We start from the raw sequence: 16,636 nt of genomic DNA, 5'->3' as shown, positions 1-16,636 counted from the left end.
TCAGCGGCGTTCGGCGCGCCAGTGGGCCGGTTCGCCCCCGGCGTCGAAGTCACCCGCCGCGTGGCGGAATTCCGCCAGCAGCTGCAGCAGGGTGTGCAGCCGGTCCGACGGCAGGCCGGGCTGGGCGAACACCTTCGCGTTCAGCTGCTCGGTCGCCTCGGCCACCAATTCCCTTCCGGCGTCGGTGATCTCGATGAGCGTGGCGCGGCGGTCGCTCGGATGCGGCACGCGCACCACCAATCCGGCCGCCTCCAGCCGGTCGACGGTGTTGGTGACGCTCGTCGGGTGCACCTGCAACCGTGCGCTCGCCTTGGCCATCGGCAGCGCGCCGGTCTTGCTGAAGCTCAGCAGCATGAGCAGTTCGTAGCGGGAGAAGGTCAGGCCCGTCGGTTTGAGCGCCTCGTCCACCCGCGCCATCACGATCTGCTGGGCGCGGACCAGCGACGTCACGGCCGCCATTCCGTCGGCGACATCGCCCCAGCCGTGGCCGACCCACTGGCGGTGGGCCTCCTCGATCGGGTCCAGCGGGAGCGGTCGTGGCCGGGACATGCCCCAGATCATCGCACGAGCGCGCGCCGGGCCCTTTCGATCATGGTGAGCGCAACCCTGGCGCGCGTGCCCGAGTTGCACCATTCTCGGTGGTGAGGCGGGCGTGGCTGAGTGGTTGAGGCAACGGTCTGCAAAGCCGTTTACGCGGGTTCAATTCCCGCCGCTCGCTCCAGTAAGGGTGCGCCGTCCGCCGGTGCCCCGGTCCGGACACCGCCACTTCCGGATCGGAGTGCCGGCGGATTTCCCTGTCGAAAAGGCCTGCGGGGGTGGGTTGTTCTCAGCGCAGACCCGAGAAATCCCGCGCCACAACGTGATTGCGGTCGGCGAACGTGCCGAGCGCGTATTCCGGCAGGAACCCGAAGTATTGGCCGCGCGTGGTGGCGCTCCACTGGCGGGCGTGCGCGGTGCGGGTCTTGTGGAAGTTCACCATGTAGCCGCCCTCGTAGATCCGCAGCAGCCCGTAGCCGCCGGGGTACTCCTTCACCGCCGCCACCTCCAGGAACTCGACGGCGATGGGCGCGTCGGGCCGGGTGCGGCGATTCCGGTGGGTGTGGCCGCTGTGGTGCAGGAAGACGCCGGGTGCGCGCTCGTAGGTGCGCTGAAGGGCGGTCGCCGACGGGCCGTCGAGCACGAAGCCGGGGCCCGCGATGTTCGTGAGCCCCGACTCGGTGGTCACCGGGTGGTGGCTGAACATCAACGTCGGGCGATCCGGGTCGGCGCGCAGGATCTGGTCGAGGTGGTCGAGTTGCGCGGGGTCCATGCGTCCGCCCGCGCCGTCCAGATCGGCGGTGTCGAGGCCGACGAGGCGCAACCCACCCAGTTCCGCCGTCACCAACTGCTGACGGGGCGCGAAGAGATCGCCGAAGCAGTCGCGGTACTCGCCGAGCGGCGCGCAGGCCGCGTACTCCTCGCCCCGGTGCGGGCGGTCGTGGTTGCCGCGCACCGCGAACCAGTCGCGGCCGAGCGTGCCCCAGGTGTCGAGTTTCTCGCGGACGGAACGGGTTTCGCCGGGGCGCGCCTCATCGGTGAGGTCGCCGGCGACGATAAGCGTGTCCACCCCGCGGGTGCGGGCGTCGCCCAGCAGCGCGTCGAGCATGACGTCCGGGTACGGCGGCAGCTGCGGCACTTGCCGGAACCCGGGCGGGAATCCGCCCACGAGCAGGCCGCTGACCTCCTCGCCGTAGTGCACGTCGTTGGCCAGCGCGATGGTGCGCAGCAACCGGCCCGCAGGCGGCACCAACGTGGTGAACTCACCCGTGACTTCCGGTGTGCCGGGCGATCCCGTCACCAGCGACGCGGCCGGCGTGGCGCGCGCACCCTGCGACCACGCCTCGAACTTGTATCGCCGCCCCGGCTCCAGCCCGTCGATCTCCGCGTAGTGGAACGGCGTCGGCTCGGGATCCTCGAACACCTGCGGCGGGGCTCCCTGCGCGTCGGCCGGTCCGAGCCGCACTTCGGTCCCGGTCGCCACCGGCTGCCCGTTCGCGCTGGTCGTCCAGGTCAGCACCGCCGAGGTGTCGGTCACCGTGACGACCTCGATATCCGTCGCCACCACCGGAACGCCTTGCCCCCGAGCCGAACCCACCCCGGCCGCGGCTCCCACCGCGAGCCCGGCGACCGCGCCCAGCACCGACCTCCGCGATACCCCGCAGCAGTTCATGCCGGCGAGGGTAACCGAACCGAATGAACACCCCGCATCCGCCGAAACCGCGACCCCCTGGCGCGTCGTTGCCGTACCGTGACCGCCATGTGGACCCTCGTGCCCCTCTCGATCGTCAGCAGCGTCATCATCGCCATCGGCTTCGCCGTCGGATTCCCCGAGGACTGAACGGCTTCCGATGATCAGCGCGCGGCGTCGGGGGTGGCGCGCCGCCGGGCCCGGCGTTTCCCCAGTGCGGCGAACTGGGTCTCCAGACCGTCGAGGAACGCCGTGAGGCCGAGTTCGAAGCTCTCCGCGTCGATTTCGTCGGCCTTCTCGCGCAGCAGATGCGCCCGGTCGAGGTGGGGGTAGCGGTCCCGGTAGAGGTCGGCGTCGTCGGCGAAACCGCGCGAGAACGAACCGACCGTCGAACCGAGCACGAGGTACCGCGTGGCCGCGCCGATCATGGTCGCGCGGCGCGGCGGCCAGCCCGCGCGGACCAGTCCGCCGTGCACGGCGTTCGCGGCGCGCAGCGCCCCGTCGCGGTGTCCGGGGCCGGAAGTGGCCAGGTACGGAACGAAATTCGGATGTGCGGCCAGCGCCGCCCGGAACGAGCGCGCCCAGGACGCCAGCGCCGCCCGCCAGGCGCCGCCCTCGAACGCGGACGCGTCCACGTGGCTCATGATCTCGCGCGCGATGTCGTCGAGCAGGTCGTCCTTGGTGGGGTAGTGCCCGTAGAGCGAGGCGGCCCGCACCCCTAGTTCGGCGGCCAGCTTGCGCATGGACAGCTCGGTGAGACCGTCGCGGTCGATGAGCGCCAGCGCCGCCGCGCGAATGCGGTCGCGGCTCAGCAGGGGCACGCGCGGCCTCGCCATCGCCCATCTCCTCCTCGCGTCACCGGACCCGGTCGAACCCAGCACCGGGGGCCGGACCGCTTGTTTACCGAACATCGTTAGGATAGCGTGCTCGACCATAACCTAACGCCGTACGGTTTCGGGCCGCCGCGAATATCGCCGGAGTTCTTCCACCGGATTCGGCCGCGCTCTCGGACCCGACCACGAGGGAGTGAACTACGTTGTCCGGCAATGACATCGACCGGCGCCGTGTCGCGCTGGTGACGGGCGCGGCCCGGGGCATCGGCGCCGCCGTGGCCGCCCGCCTGGCCGCCGACGGCGTCGCGGTCGCGCTGGCCGACCTGGACGAAGCCGCCTGCGCCGAGCGCGCCCACGAGATCGCCGCCGCGGGTGGCACGGCGTTCGGGCTCGGCTGCGACATCACCGACGAGGACCAGGTCGCCGTCGCGTTCGAGCGCGCCGCCGACGCGCTGGGGCCGGTGAACATCCTGGTCAATAACGCGGGCGTGCTGCGCGACAACCTGCTGTTCAAGATGTCGGCCGACGACTGGGACACGGTCCTGGCCGTGCACCTGCGCGGCGCGTTCCTGTGCTGCCGCGCCGCGCAGCGGTCCATGGTCGACCAGGGCTACGGCCGGATCGTCAACACCTCGAGCGTCTCGGCGCTCGGCAACCGCGGCCAGGTCAACTACGCCGCCGCCAAGGCGGGCATCCAAGGCCTGACCCGGACCCTGGCCATGGAACTCGGTCCGTTCGGCATCACCGTCAACGCCGTGGCGCCCGGATTCATCGCCACCGAGATGACCGCGCGGACCGCCGCCCGCCTCGGCCTCACGGCGGAGGAGTTGCAGGCGAAGACCGCCGAGATCACGCCGCTGCGGCGGGTCGGCGAGCCCGAGGACATCGCGAACGTGGTGGCCTTCTTCGCTTCTGACGACGCCGCGTTCGTCACCGGCCAGACCCTCTACGCCGACGGCGGACGCCGTCTCTGAGACCCCCGTGCGCAGAACAGTTTTCGACCCTGATCACGAAGCGTTCCGGAGCCAGAGCCGTCACCGAGTACTTGATCGCGCGCCGCTACGCCGACAACCGAGGCACAGCCACGACGGCGCCGGTGCGGTGACGATGATCATCGCGAAGGACGTGTGGACGTAGCGCCGGGTGGCGCGAGCAGGTCGATCGCGACGAGCAGTTCCACCAGGTCCGCGACGCGGCGCACGTCGCGGCCCGTGAGTTCCTGGATGCGGCGCACCCGGTACTTGGCCGTATTGTGGTGCACGCGAAGGTGTTCCGCGGCCGCGCGCAGGTTCATATCGGCCTCGGCGAAGGCCCGCACGGTGGCGGTGAGCATCCCGCCGCGCGCGAGGTCGTCGGCCAGGGCGGCGCCGATACGGGTGTCGACCAACCGGCGAGCCGTGTCGTCGGCGCGCAGCATCAGGTAGCGCAGTGGCGTCAGCGTGGGCAGCGCCAGCACGCCCCCGGCCTGCGGCAGCAGGTCCAGCGCCCCGCGCGCCTCCTGGTAGGCGGCGGGCAGCTGGGCGGCCTCGGCCGCCACGGTGCTCACACCCAGCGCCACGGTGACGCCCTCGGCGCGCAGCCTGTCCCCCGTGTCGCGCAGCCGGTCGCACAGGTCCTCGGCCGAGCCGTTGCGCCCGAGCGCCGGGATCGCGACGATCTCCCCGCCCCGCACCACCGAGAGCGTGCGCAGGCCGTTCACGCCCGTGCGCGCGATCGCCGCCGACACCTGGTGTCGGGTGCTGTCGGTGGCGTCGAGAACCCGGCCGGTCACCACCACCATCGTCCCCGGTTCGTCGGTGCCGAGGCCGTGCGCGGCTGCGGTGGCGTACTGCGGCCCGCGTTCGGGGAACGCGCCGTCGAGCAGCGTCTCCACCAGCTCCCGGGCGTCGCGTCCGGCTTCCTCCGAAAGGTATTGCTGGAACTCGAGATACGCGTTCGCGGCCTGCGTGCTGATCAGATCGCAGTACCGGGTGAGCGGTACGACCATGGACAGCGCGGCCTCCCGGCCCGCCTCCGATGCGCCCGCGTAGTTCATCAGCGACTGCCACATCGCGTGCTGGCCGAGCCGGAAGGCGTTGATGTAGTCGACCAGGGTCAGCCCGGCCTGCGCGCGCCGGGCCGCCGCGTGGCGGGCGTAGGCGACGTCGTCGGCGGTGATCTTACGATGGTCGAGCAGGGCCGCCAGCCCCGTCCGGCACAGCCGGGTCAGCTGGTCGTGCACGTCGGCGAGGAATACCTCGTCGCGGTCGGCGTAGGCCGGGATCTGGGCGATGATCGCCCGCAGGCCGGCATCGGCCATGTCGTGGGCGTGATCGAACACCTCGCCGACGATTCTGGTGCGCTCGGCCAGCATCGTCTCCGACACCGGACCCCGGTGTGATCCGGCTGACATACCCGGCGATTTATCCATGGACCGGCCGGTGTGTCAACACGCCGTTGGTCGCCCGCGCACTGTCCGCCGTGGACAAACCGGCGCGGCGAAAATGGTCCTCGGCGTCCGATGTGGCCCCCGAGCTGCGATTTTACGCTGACCGTGTCCCATTCACCCGGCGCTGTCGCGCCGACGGCCCCAGGTACGCCCGCTCCCACGTCTCGGACGCGGGCCGGAGGACACATGCTGCTCGAGATATCCCGTCTGACGCTGCGCTTCGGCGGCATCTCCGCCCTCTCCGACGTCGGCGTCGCGGTCGCCGCGGGCGAGATGGTCGGCCTGATCGGCCCGAACGGCGCGGGCAAGACCACCCTGTTCAACTGCGTGACCCGCCGCTACACCCCGGACCACGGGGCCGTGGTCTTCGACGGCACCGACCTGCTCACGATCCTTCCGCACGCGCTGGCCGGGATCGGCATCGCCCGCACGTTCCAGAATCTCGGCTTGTTCCCGCGCATGTCGGTGCGCGACAACGTGCTCGTCGGTGCGCACCATCGCGGCGGCGCGGGGTTCGGCACGGCCGGGTTGTGGCTCTCGCGCGTGCGCCGGCAGGAACGCGCGTTGCGCGCCGAGGTCGAGGAGGTGCTGGCGCGGCTCGACCTCGTCGAGGTGGCCGACCATCCGGCCGCGGGACTGCCGTTCGGCACGCTCAAGCGGGTCGAGCTGGCCAGGGCGCTGGCCGTGCGCCCGCGCCTGTTGTTGCTGGACGAGCCGGTCAACGGCCTCAGCCACGGCGAGGTGGACGAATTCGCCGCCCGGCTCGCGGCCCTGCGCGCCGACCTCGGGCTGACGGTGCTCGTGGTGGAACACCACATGGGATTCGTGATGGGCACCTGCGACCGCGTGGTCTGCCTGGACCGGGGGAGCGTGATCGCCGAGGGCGCACCGGAATACGTGCAACGCCACCCCGACGTGGTCGCCGCCTACCTGGGCACCGCCGCATGACCGCGTTCCTCGCCGTCACCGATCTGCGCGCGGGCTACGGCGACGCTCGAGTGCTGCACGGTCTGAGCTTCACCGTGGCGCGGGGCGAGATCTGCGCGATCCTCGGCCCCAACGGCGCGGGCAAATCCACGCTCCTGCGCGCGCTCAGCGGCATGGTGCGCACTGAGGGCTCCATCGAGTTCGACGACGTCGACATCGCCAGGCGCAAAACGGAATCCATCGCCAGGATGGGTGTCGCCCACGTACCCGAGGGGCGCGGCACCTTCGCCCCGCTCACCGTCGAGGAGAACCTGCGCCTCGGTGCCTACACCCGGCGCGATCGGGTGCGCTCGGCGGCGGATCTGCTGCGCGTCTTCGACTTCTTCCCCGTGCTGAAAGAGAAGCTGCGCGAACCCGCGGGCGGGCTGTCGGGCGGCCAGCAGCAGATGCTGGCCATCGGCCGCGCCCTCATGCTGCGCCCGCGCCTGCTGCTGCTGGACGAACCGTCCCTCGGCCTGTCGCCGCTGGTGACCAGAGAGCTGTTCGACATCGTCGGCGCCATCAACAAGGAGGAACGGATCACCGTGATCTTGGTCGAACAGAACGCGCATCTCGCGCTCGGCATCTCCCATCGCGCGCACGTGCTCGAGACCGGGCGGATCGTGTTGTCGGGCACCGCCGCCGACATCCGCCGCGACAACAAGGTCGCGGAGTCCTACCTCGGATACCGGGTGTGACCGTGGCCGGATTCCTACAGCAGGTCATCGAAGGGATCGGCGCGGGCGCCCTCTACGCGGGGCTCGCGCTGGCGCTGGTGCTCATCTACCGGTTCACCGGCATCGTGAATTTCGCCCAGGGCGAGCTGGCCATGTTCTCGGCGTTCCTGGCCTGGCAGTGCACCGAGGCGGGGCTGCCGTTCTGGGTCGCGCTGCCCGTGACGCTGGCGGTGTCGTTCGTCGCCGGAATGCTCATCGAACGGGTGGTCATCCGGCCGGTCGAGGGCGGGTCGGAGCTGACCGTGGTGATCGTGACCGTCGGCCTGTTCTTCGCGGTGCACGCCGCGGCGGGCTGGATCTGGTCCTACCAGGTCAAGGCCTTCCCGAATCCCTTCCCGGACGGCGCTTTCCGCGCGGGCGGGGTGACCGTGGGCTGGGGCAGTCTGGGCGTTATCGCCGTCGTGTCGATCGTCATGGCCTGCCTCTACGTGTTGTTCCGCTACACCGGGATCGGCTTGGCGATGCGCGCGGTGGCGTGTAATCCGCAGTCGGCCGAGCTCGTCGGCATCCGGGTGGGTGCTGTGCTCGGCCTCGGCTGGGGTCTGGCCGCCCTGGTCGGCGCGGTGTCGGGGGTGCTGTCGGCGCCGCTGCTGTTCCTCGAGCCGAACATGATGGCGGGCGTCCTGATCTACGCCTTCGCCGCGGCCACGCTCGGCGGATTCGACAGTCCGGTCGGCGCCGTGGTGGGCGGGTTGATCGTCGGCGTCGCGGAAACCCTCACGGGCGCCTACGTCGACGTCATCGGCACCGAACTGAAAATTGGTGTGCCGTTGGCGATCATCCTCGCCGTCCTGCTGATGCGCCCGCAGGGACTGTTCGGACGGGCGGCGGTGGAGCGGGTATGAGTGAGATGGTCACCACCACTCCCACACCGGAAGTCCCGGCAGTCGAGCGGAACTCACTATTGTCCGGGCTGTTGGCCCGTAAACAGCTTCTACTGATCGGGCTGCTCCTGGCCGCAGCGTGTGTCGCGCCGTTCCAGCTCACCCCGTTCCACACTTTCCAGCTCGCCATGGCGCTGGTGTACGTCACCGCGCTGCTCGGGCTGAACCTGCTGGTGGGCCAGGCCGGTCAGATCTCGCTCGGGCACGGCGCGTTCCTCGCGATCGGCGCCTACACCGCGGCCGTCATGATGGATCGCTGGGATACGCACTACGCCTTGACCATTCCCGTCGCGGCTGTGGTGACCTTCGTGCTGGGGTTCGCCCTGGGCGTGCCCGCGCTGCGGCTGCGCGGGCTGTATCTCGCGCTGGTGACGCTGTCCATCGCGATCTTCCTGGTGCCGCTGCTCAAGCGATTCGAGTCCGTCACCGGTGGGTCCATGGGGCTCACGCTCGACAAGCCGAGCCCGCCCGCGTGGACCGGGCTCGCCGAGGACCAGTGGCTGTACTTGCTCGCCCTCGTCGTCGCCCTGGCCGGGGTGGTCGTGGTCGCCGGTGTGCGGCGGTCGCGAGTGGGCCGGGCGCTCAACGCCATTCGCGACAACGAGACCGCGGCCGAAGTCATGGGCGTACGCGCGGCGCACTACAAGACGCTGGCGTTCGCCTGGAGCGCCATGCTCGCCGGTGTCGCGGGTTGCGTCTACACCTGGGTCATCGCCTACGTCTCGCCCGACTCGTTCGCCGTCACGCTGTCGATCACACTGCTGGCCGGGCTGGTGGTCGGCGGGCTCGGTTCGCTCTGGGGACCGGTGCTCGGCGGATTCTTCGTGATGTACGTGCCCGGGTTCGCCCAGGACGTCAACCAGGCCGCGCCCGGCGTCGTGTTCGGGCTGTCGATCATCGCGGTCATGTATCTCGCGCCGGGCGGGCTCGCCGGGCTCGCCGAGCGCCTCACGCGCCGGGTCGGGTTTCTTCTCCGGAAAGGCAAAGACAATGCTTGACAAGGTGATCAGGGCCGGCATGCTGGCCGCGGCGGTGCTGCTGACCGCCACCGCGTGCGGCGGACGCGGCGAGGGCGCGGACACACTCGGCTCGGGCGACTGCCGGGGTCAGCAGGTCACGGGCATCACCGACACCACCATCAAACTGGGTGGGGTCTATCCGCTCTCGGGACCGGCGTCGGCGTACGGGGAGATGCCCAAAGGCGTTCGGGCGTACTTCGATTACGTGAACGCCGAGCGCGGCGGCGTCGCAGGCCGCCAGGTCGAATACCTCGTGCGTGACGACGGCTACCAGCCGCCGAAGACGGTCGAGGAGACCCGCAGGCTGGTCGAGCAGGACCGGGTGTTCGCGCTCTTCCAGACCCTCGGCACGCCCACCTCCTCGGCCGTCTGGGATTACGTCGGCCAGCAGGAGGTCCCGCACGTGTTCGTCGCAGGCGGTGCGACGAAATGGGGCGCCGACACCGATCATCCGTGGACGATCGGCTGGCAGCCGAGCTACCGCGCCGAGGGGCGCGCCTTCGCCGAATACGTGCGCACGCACCGCCCCGGCGCGACGGTCGCGGTGCTCTACCAGAACGACGACTTCGGCAAGGACCTGCTCGACAGCTTCCGGGAGTCGGTGCGCGACAGCGATATCCGCATCGTCGCAGAGCAGAGCTACGCGGTGACCGATCCGACCGTCGATCCGCAGCTGCGCAATCTCGCCACCTCGAAAGCCGATGTGCTGCTGAACTTCTCGACGCCGAAGTTCGCCTCGCAGGCGCTCGCCGCCGACGCTCGCGACCCCGGGTGGAATCCGCTGCACATCGTGTCCATGGTGGCCAACTCGCGCACCGTGCTCGAACCCGTCGGCTTCGCCAACGTGCAGGGCGTGGTGAGCGCCGCCTTCAGCAAGGACCCCGCCGACCCGCAATGGAACGACGATCCCGGCATGCGGCTCTACAAGGAGAAACTCGCCGCCTACGCGCCGGACGCCGATCCGGCCGACCAGTACACCTCCGTCGGCTGGGCCGCCGCGGAGAGCTTCCACAAGGCGATGGAGTCGGCGACCTGCCCCACGCGGGAGGGGTTGCGCGACGCCGTGCGCAACCTGTCCGACGTCGAGATCGGCCTGTTGCAGCCCGGTGTGACGCTGCGCACCGGGCCCGGTGACGGGTTCCCGATGGAGGCCATGCGCATCCAGCGATTCGAGGGAGATCGCTGGGTGCTCACCGGCGAACTGATCGACACCGCCGAATGATCCAGAACCGAATGCCGGAGCCGCGCATGATCAGTCAGCCGTCCACCCTCGGTGCGCCCGTGAAAACCCTCGCCGCCGTTCCGATCTCGGATCCATTGCGCGACACGCGCGGTCTGGCGTATCGCCTGGTCGAACGTTTCGCGGAGAAGTTCGCGCCCTGCGGGGTGCTGCCGGGCGATGTGCTGCGCGGCGAGATCACGGCGGTGACCAGGGCCTGCCTCGAGTTCGTGCAGGGGGCGCTGGAGGGCTACGACACCGCCGAGAAGCTGGAGCGCGTGCGCCGGGCGGGCGCGGACTGGGCGCGCGAGGGGATACCGATCGACGTCATCCACCGCGCGGTGCACGAAGGGTTCCGGATCGGCCTGGACCTGGTGCTCGACGCGGCGGCGCCGGCGGACCTCGCGCGCCTGGTCGAGACCGTGCGCAGGCTGCTGGCCTGCCAATCCGTCGTCGACGCCGCCTTCGCCGACTCCTACGTGCGCGAACATCGCGCCGCGGTGGCCGAGCACCACGCGGCCGTGCACACCGTGGCCTCCGCACTGCTCGCCGGGCAGCCCGCGGCACCGATGGTTCGCGCGGGCGGCATCGCCATCGCGGACTCGTATTTCATTCTCGCGATGGACATTCCGAAGCACCCCGACGAACAGCTGAGCCGCGTCGACCAAGTGGTCGCGCGGCGCAAGCTGCGGCGGGTGCAATCCGAACTGGCGGTGCGCTGCTCGGGACGCGCCCTCTCACTGCTCGGCACCGGCGGGGGCACGGTGCTGCTGCCTGCGGCCGGTGTGACGCCGGAGGTATTGGACGAGTTGGTCCGAGGGCTGTCCTCGGCGGCGCAGGTGCCACTCACCGCGACCGTGCTGGAGGCCGAGACCCCCGACATCCCGGAGGCGGCCGAACGGGCGCACGAACTGCTGGACATGGTGCAGCGGCTGCGCAACGCCCCCGGCCTCTACCGCTTCGACGACTTGGTGGTCGAATACCAGCTCACCAGGCCGGGGCCGGGCCGCGAACGCCTGGGCGAAGTCCTCGATCCGCTCGACGACCGGCCGGAACTGCTGGAAACCCTGCGGCTGCACCTCGGCAACGACCTCAGCAGGCAGCGCACCGCCCGCACTCTGGGCCTGCACGCCAACACCATCGACTACCGGCTCCGGCGCATCGCCCAGCTCACCGGCTTGGATCCGGCGCAGTCCTCCGGGCTGTGGTACCTGCGCGCCGCCCTGGTGGCGCGCAGCTACCGCAACGCCGAAGCCGGTGTCGAGATGACCAGGGCCAGGGCCTAGAGCCGCCCGCCGCCACCGACGAGTCACGGGGGTGAACACGCAGTCCGAGTACCCCGGAACTACACCGACTCCGCCCGTGCCTTCAGCCGATCCAGGGTGACGCGGATGTGCTCGGCGTTCGCGGCGGCCCGGTCGTTCACACCGGTGAGCAACCCGCCGAGCCGGTGGAACCACGTCGGCCGCCGATCCCAGGTGCTCTCGATGACCGCGGTACCGGTCGCCGTGGGCGTCAACTCGTAGCGCCAGTGCGCGATGGGCAGCGGACCGGAGTCCACGTCGAACGCGAACGCCCGCCCGGGTTCCGCCTCCGTCACCGTGCAGGTGGTCGACCACCGCCGCCGGCCATTCCGATTGCTGCCCTTGAACTTCGCGCCCTCGGCGGCCGCCCCACCCCTGACCCACCGCATCGCCGTGGCCTCCTCGGCGACCTCGGCGAGCACACCGAGATCCGTGATGAGTTGGTACACGGCATCCGGTGCGGCCTCGATCTCGATGCGCGCGCTAGCGCTGGCGGGGGAGGAGACGGTCATGGGTGGATGGTAGCCGGGCGGTCCGGATCTCAGGGTTCCCAACCGCACCACGGGTGCCCGGAAATGCTCACGGAAGCGGCAGGCAGGAACTGCCGGTGTTCACGCCCCGCCCGACGACGTCGACGGTCACGTACCTCGCGGAGGTGACCTGGCCGGGCTTGAACTGCTGCGCGAAGACGTTCTGTCGGCCGACGTACGCGGGCGTCCACTCGAACGTCGCCGTCCCGCTCTCCGGGTGATAGACCGCGACCCCGAGCCGCTCCCCAGTCCCCGGCACCGGCCCACCACTGATCCCGACGGTCACCTCACCGGCCTCGGAAACCGGCGCGTCCACGTCCACCGTCACGGTGTAGACGCACCCGGTCCGCAACCCTTCGGCGGGCTGCTCCACGGTCACACCGGTGACCGCCGCCGACGCGTTCGGCGCGGTCCCGATCAGCACCGGAACCGCCCCGAGCACCACAGCGAGGCCGACTCGGCGAATACGAACGTTCATGGGGTCCTCTCCCTCGACGCAGCCGACCGCACCTGTCCCGCCCCACGATGCCAGCCGAGGAAGATTCTCGTCGCGCATCAGGGGAGATCTGTTCGAAGGGCTTAGCGCCGTCCGCCGCCACCGTCGAGCCACGGCGTGAACGCGCAGTCCGAGTACCCCGGAACTACACCGACTCCGCCCGCGCCTTCAGCCGGTCCCGGGTGATGCGGATGTGCTCGTACACGGCATCCGGCACGGCATCGATCTCGTTGCGCGCACTCGCTCGGCAGGAGGAGGAGGAGGTCGTCGTGGGGATGGTAGCGGTCGGCCTCACACCGCACCTGGCCCCGCGACCGAACTGCCTCCGCTGCAAGGATTTGCGAGTTCCTGGAGTCGCCGGGAGTGCTCGAAGACCGAGGTGAGATGGGATATCGTGGGATCGGATTCGCAGGGCGGGACGCATCATGGGCCCATGGCTTCTGTGCTTGTGCGGCCGCTGACATTCATGAGCGAGGCCCGACCGACTTGATGGGGGACCGAAGGGGGAGAGCGGTTGATACTTGCCCCTCGAGGCACTCGGCGCCACGGTAGCCGATCACGACGAGCAGCCGGGAGCCCGGCCGTCCCCGCTGGAATCAGCGCTGGCTCGAGTCAGCGATCTCCACGGCGCAGTGGAGGCCGGTCCCGACGGGTTGGAGGGCATCAGCCCGGAGCTGGCCAAGCGGCTGCGCTTGCTCATCGAGTCCCTCGACAAGGTCGATGCCGGGCTCGAGATCCAGATGTCGCTGTCCGATGGAAGCGAGCGGCGGCCCAGCCTCACCCGACGCGGACGGGAACACGGCAGGGCACTGTTCGCCCCCAAAGTCGAGACCGCGATCGAGACCATCGTGGGTGTGCTGGCCGCCGTCGAGATCAGCGACGAGTTCGCCAAGATCCTCGTGCGACCAGGTGGCAAGAAACGAGCGATCCCGATCGTCCGAGTTCCCGCCGATATCGCGAAGCGGGACATCGATTGGGATGTCTCGCTACGTATCCTCGTCCGCACCGAGCAGAGCCAGGACCGATTCGAAGGGCGCAAGCGCAGGGAGCACCAGTTCATCCGCCTGATCGCACCCGACGAACCACAACCCATCGAACTCGGCTGGCTGCCCAGTTGAGTTCGATAACCCGTCCGTGGTTCGATGCCAGCCGAGCGAGGTTTCTCGTCGGGCATCGGGGGAGATCGGTCCGAAGGTTCATCGCGGCCGCTGTGATCTCACGGCATCTAGGCTCTGGTGGTGCCCGAAATCCTGTTGTCCAACCCGTTCTCGGACAAGACGCTCGTGGTCTGGCTCGAGGCGTGGGGTGAGGACTACTGGATGCGACCGGGTGATGCGATCACCATCGAATCCGACGCGACCGGGGATGAGCGGTTCGAGGTGTCGTGGCGTGAGGATGGGCTCGTCGTCTGGCCGTCGTCCCCTCGTGGCTGCACTGTTCGCGACCTGGCGGGCGCCGAACTCGAATGCGGTCACCAGCGCCCGGCTCAGGCCGGCATCGCCGTCGAACCGCCGGCGACATCGCCTCGGCCGGATTAGCTCGGCCGGATTAGCTCGGCCGGATTAGATGGGGTGATGTCGCCTCGAGTGCCTGGCGCTGGACCCGGTGGCGAAGACCAGGCAGTCGGCCCGGTGCACGGGCCTTTCCGCCGTGCGGATGCCGCCGGGCGAGATCGTCACGACAGGGCCAGGTGATCAGCCATCTGATGTCGTGCTCTGAACGCGCAAGTGCCCCGGCCGAACCGGGGCACTTCGCTTCGGAGGAGGGTGGGCCGATCAGCCGGGAACCCGGCTCGGTTCCCGTTCGGCAGGGCGCTCCTCCTCACGAATGCCGAAGTGCGCATGCAGGTTCCGCAGCGGTCCCGGCGCCCACCAGGTCCGGCGACCGCCGAGGCGCAGGGCGGCGGGCAGGAGGAACCCGCGGATCAGCGTCGCGTCGGCGAGGACGGCGAGCGGCAGGCCGATGCCGAACGCCTTCATGAAGGTGATGTCGGAGACCAGGAATCCGAGGAACACCACCGAGATGAGAACGGCTGCGGCGGTGACGATCCGGCCGACGCGTTCCAGGCCGAGGGCGACGGCGGCGCTGGGGTCGCCGGTGCGCTCGTACTCCTCGCGGATGCGGGCGAGCATGAACACTTGGTAGTCCATCGCGAGACCGAACGCGACACCGAACAGCATGACCGGCACCGTCGCGGCGAGCGTGCCGGTCACGGTGAAGCCGAGCAGCCCGGAGAGGTTGCCGTCCTGGAAGATCCACACCAGCGCGCCGAAGGTCGCGGTGAGGCTCAGGCAGCTCAACAGCACCGCCACCACGGGGATGAACACGCTGCCGGTGAGCAGGAACAGCAGCACCAGCATCGCGACGATCACCGTGCCCAGCGCGAGCGGAAGTCGTTGCACGAGAGCGGCGGTCGCGTCGGCGCTCACCGCCGCGATACCGCCCACCAGGGCGTCGCCAGGGGTGTCGGCGGCACGGAGGTCGCCGACCAGCGCCTCCAGTGTTTCGGGATCGCCGGTGTCGGGCACGACGGTCAGATAGGCGCCGCCGTCGGCCGCGAAGCGGGTGTGCAGCTCGCCCGGTGGCAGCACCCGAGCACCGCCCGCGTAACTGCCGGTGGACGTGTCGACCCGATCCACGTGCGGCAGTTCCGACAGGCGCGCGGCGTAGCCGTCGAGATCCCCGTCGACGCGCGGGAGGACGACGGTCAGCGCGTTCTGCTCGTTGGTGTCGAACTCGTCGCGCACGACCTCGGCGACCTGGCGGGCGCTGGACGAATCCGGCATCGAACGTTCGTCGGGGAAGCCGAGTTTCAGCCCGAGGAACGGTGACCCGAGCACCAGCAGCAGCGCCGTCACGGTGACGGCGACCGTCCCCGGCCGACGCATGACGAACACCGCGAGCCGATGCCAGCGCCCCTCGTGCAACTCACCGGACTGCTTGCGCGCCTTGCGAATACGCCACTTGTCGACGCGCCTGCCCAGCAGTGCCAGCACCGCGGGCAGCACGGTCAGCGAGCTGAGCGCGGCGATCAGCGCCACGGCGACGCCCGCGTAGCCGATCGAGCGCACGGCGGGCAGCGGGAAGTAGATCAGCCCCGCCAGCACCACCGCGACCGTGACGGCGGAGAAGGCCACGGTCCGCCCCGCCGACCGCATGGTCGTCGCGAGCGCGGTGAGAGGTTCGTCTCCCGCCGCCAGCTCCTCGCGGTAGCGGTTCACGACCAGCAGGCTGTAGTCGATCGCCAGACCCAGGCCGAGCAGCGTCACCACGTTCATCGCCAGCGCCGACAACTCGAGCGGCCCGGCCAGCAACCACACCACGCCCGTGGTCAGCACCACCGTCACCATCGCGATCAGCAGCGGCAGCAGCGCGGCCACCACACTGCCGAACACGAACAGCAGCACCACGAGGGTGATCGGGAACGCGATAGCCTCGCCCGCGATCGCGTCCTTCTCCGCCTGTTCGACCATCTCGTGCTGCAACATCGCGTAGCCGCCCACCGCGACCTCGAGCCCGTCGTGGGCGCCCGCGTAGCGCGGGGCGAGCTCGGCGATGCGGTCGCCCACGTGGTCCTCATCGCCCAGGATGGTGGCGATGACCAGCGCTTTGTCGCCGTCGGCGCCGCGCAGCGCGGGCTGGCCGGTCGTCCAGTAGGACAGCACGCCGGTCACGTCGGCCTCGCCGCTCAGCCGTTCGGTGAGCGCGGTCGCCGCCGGTGCCGCGTCGTCGACCGGGCCCGGCGTGCGGACCAGCAGGACGAGGTTCGGCGGGCTCTGCCCGAACTGATCGCGCAGCACGTCGGAGGCCGCGCGGGATTCGGCGCCGGGGTCGTCGAATCCGCCGCTCTTCAACCGGTCGAACACGGTGGCGCCGGCGATCCCCGCCAGCAGCATCGCGATCGTGGCCACCACCAGCACCGCCCGCCGGTGACGCGCGCACAGACTCGTCGTTCTCTCCAACACGGCTGCCTCCTCCAGTCCCACCGCGAAG

Annotated in this window: 17 protein-coding genes and 1 tRNA gene; 10 read left to right on the top strand and 8 right to left on the bottom strand. The window is 70.2% G+C overall.

Features of this window, described 5'->3' with window-relative positions; all coding sequences use genetic code 11:
* The gene (locus tag OHB21_RS01820; protein ID WP_228790579.1) at positions 1-549 is read right to left on the bottom strand and encodes a MarR family winged helix-turn-helix transcriptional regulator; all 549 of its coding nucleotides are present in this window, start codon (positions 547-549) and stop codon (positions 1-3) included.
* A 97-nt stretch (positions 550-646) separates the two neighbouring features.
* Between OHB21_RS01820 and OHB21_RS01815 the strand changes: the two genes are divergently transcribed.
* Positions 647-721 (top strand) — tRNA-Cys (locus tag OHB21_RS01815).
* Between the two features lie 105 nt (positions 722-826).
* On the opposite strand, the gene OHB21_RS01810 is transcribed toward OHB21_RS01815, so the two are convergent.
* Positions 827-2,104, bottom strand: a complete 1,278-nt coding sequence (locus OHB21_RS01810) for a metallophosphoesterase (protein ID WP_324192053.1) — start codon at positions 2,102-2,104, stop codon at positions 827-829.
* A 287-nt stretch (positions 2,105-2,391) separates the two neighbouring features.
* Positions 2,392-3,063 carry a TetR family transcriptional regulator gene (locus OHB21_RS01805; protein WP_067514295.1) on the bottom strand — a complete coding sequence of 224 codons (672 nt, stop codon included), beginning with the start codon at positions 3,061-3,063 and terminating at the stop codon, positions 2,392-2,394.
* A gap of 200 nt (positions 3,064-3,263) precedes the next feature.
* Between OHB21_RS01805 and fabG the strand changes: the two genes are divergently transcribed.
* Entirely contained in the window at positions 3,264-4,034 is a 771-nt protein-coding gene (gene fabG, locus OHB21_RS01800) for a 3-oxoacyl-ACP reductase FabG (RefSeq protein WP_228790576.1), read from the top strand.
* A gap of 137 nt (positions 4,035-4,171) precedes the next feature.
* Here the strand turns inward: fabG and OHB21_RS01795 are convergent, their stop codons facing one another.
* On the bottom strand, positions 4,172-5,425 hold the full coding sequence (locus tag OHB21_RS01795) for a PucR family transcriptional regulator (RefSeq protein ID WP_084538095.1): 1,254 nt from the start codon (positions 5,423-5,425) through the stop codon (positions 4,172-4,174).
* Positions 5,426-5,674: 249 nt separating this feature from the next.
* Here OHB21_RS01795 and OHB21_RS01790 point away from each other — a divergent pair, with 249 nt between their 5' ends.
* From OHB21_RS01790 to OHB21_RS01765, 6 genes are read left to right on the top strand one after another with little or no spacing between them, the layout of a single operon-like run.
* Entirely contained in the window at positions 5,675-6,436 is a 762-nt protein-coding gene (locus OHB21_RS01790; RefSeq protein ID WP_195125438.1) for an ABC transporter ATP-binding protein, read from the top strand.
* Positions 6,433-7,152, top strand: coding sequence for an ABC transporter ATP-binding protein (locus OHB21_RS01785; RefSeq protein ID WP_067513400.1), 720 nt, complete (start codon positions 6,433-6,435; stop codon positions 7,150-7,152). Before OHB21_RS01790 ends, OHB21_RS01785 begins: the two co-directional genes overlap by 4 nt.
* Complete coding sequence (locus OHB21_RS01780) at positions 7,149-8,036, top strand: branched-chain amino acid ABC transporter permease (RefSeq protein WP_232331888.1); 888 nt, start codon at positions 7,149-7,151, stop codon at positions 8,034-8,036. The genes OHB21_RS01785 and OHB21_RS01780 overlap by 4 nt, the downstream gene beginning before the upstream one ends.
* Positions 8,033-9,073, top strand: a complete 1,041-nt coding sequence (locus OHB21_RS01775) for a branched-chain amino acid ABC transporter permease (RefSeq protein WP_228790573.1) — start codon at positions 8,033-8,035, stop codon at positions 9,071-9,073. The genes OHB21_RS01780 and OHB21_RS01775 overlap by 4 nt, the downstream gene beginning before the upstream one ends.
* A complete protein-coding gene (locus tag OHB21_RS01770; RefSeq protein ID WP_067513402.1) occupies positions 9,066-10,316 on the top strand; it encodes an ABC transporter substrate-binding protein in 1,251 nt (416 codons plus the stop codon). The genes OHB21_RS01775 and OHB21_RS01770 overlap by 8 nt, the downstream gene beginning before the upstream one ends.
* A 26-nt stretch (positions 10,317-10,342) precedes the next feature.
* On the top strand, positions 10,343-11,599 hold the full coding sequence (locus OHB21_RS01765; RefSeq protein ID WP_195125437.1) for a PucR family transcriptional regulator: 1,257 nt from the start codon (positions 10,343-10,345) through the stop codon (positions 11,597-11,599).
* A 59-nt stretch (positions 11,600-11,658) separates the two neighbouring features.
* Here OHB21_RS01765 and OHB21_RS01760 read toward each other — a convergent pair whose 3' ends face one another.
* The 3 genes from OHB21_RS01760 to OHB21_RS01750 all read right to left on the bottom strand — a co-directional run bounded on the left by OHB21_RS01760 (position 11,659) and on the right by OHB21_RS01750 (position 12,938).
* A complete protein-coding gene (locus OHB21_RS01760; RefSeq protein ID WP_195125436.1) occupies positions 11,659-12,129 on the bottom strand; it encodes an SRPBCC family protein in 471 nt (156 codons plus the stop codon).
* A 67-nt stretch (positions 12,130-12,196) separates the two neighbouring features.
* Positions 12,197-12,625, bottom strand: coding sequence for a hypothetical protein (locus OHB21_RS01755; RefSeq protein ID WP_147265950.1), 429 nt, complete (start codon positions 12,623-12,625; stop codon positions 12,197-12,199).
* Between the two features lie 163 nt (positions 12,626-12,788).
* On the bottom strand, positions 12,789-12,938 hold the full coding sequence (locus OHB21_RS01750; RefSeq protein WP_195125435.1) for a hypothetical protein: 150 nt from the start codon (positions 12,936-12,938) through the stop codon (positions 12,789-12,791).
* 226 nt (positions 12,939-13,164) lie between these two features.
* Here OHB21_RS01750 and OHB21_RS01745 point away from each other — a divergent pair, with 226 nt between their 5' ends.
* A complete protein-coding gene (locus OHB21_RS01745; protein ID WP_195125434.1) occupies positions 13,165-13,761 on the top strand; it encodes a hypothetical protein in 597 nt (198 codons plus the stop codon).
* Between the two features lie 120 nt (positions 13,762-13,881).
* Complete coding sequence (locus OHB21_RS01740; protein WP_195125433.1) at positions 13,882-14,181, top strand: hypothetical protein; 300 nt, start codon at positions 13,882-13,884, stop codon at positions 14,179-14,181.
* Between the two features lie 237 nt (positions 14,182-14,418).
* On the opposite strand, the gene OHB21_RS01735 is transcribed toward OHB21_RS01740, so the two are convergent.
* The gene (locus OHB21_RS01735; protein WP_232331889.1) at positions 14,419-16,608 is read right to left on the bottom strand and encodes an MMPL family transporter; all 2,190 of its coding nucleotides are present in this window, start codon (positions 16,606-16,608) and stop codon (positions 14,419-14,421) included.
* Positions 16,609-16,636: the final 28 nt, after the last annotated feature.

It is taken from the genome of Nocardia puris, assembly GCF_036051655.1.
Classification (GTDB): Bacteria; Actinomycetota; Actinomycetes; order Mycobacteriales; family Mycobacteriaceae; genus Nocardia; species Nocardia puris.
Note: the sequence above shows the minus strand (reverse complement) of the source record. Positions and strands in the feature narration are given on the sequence as shown.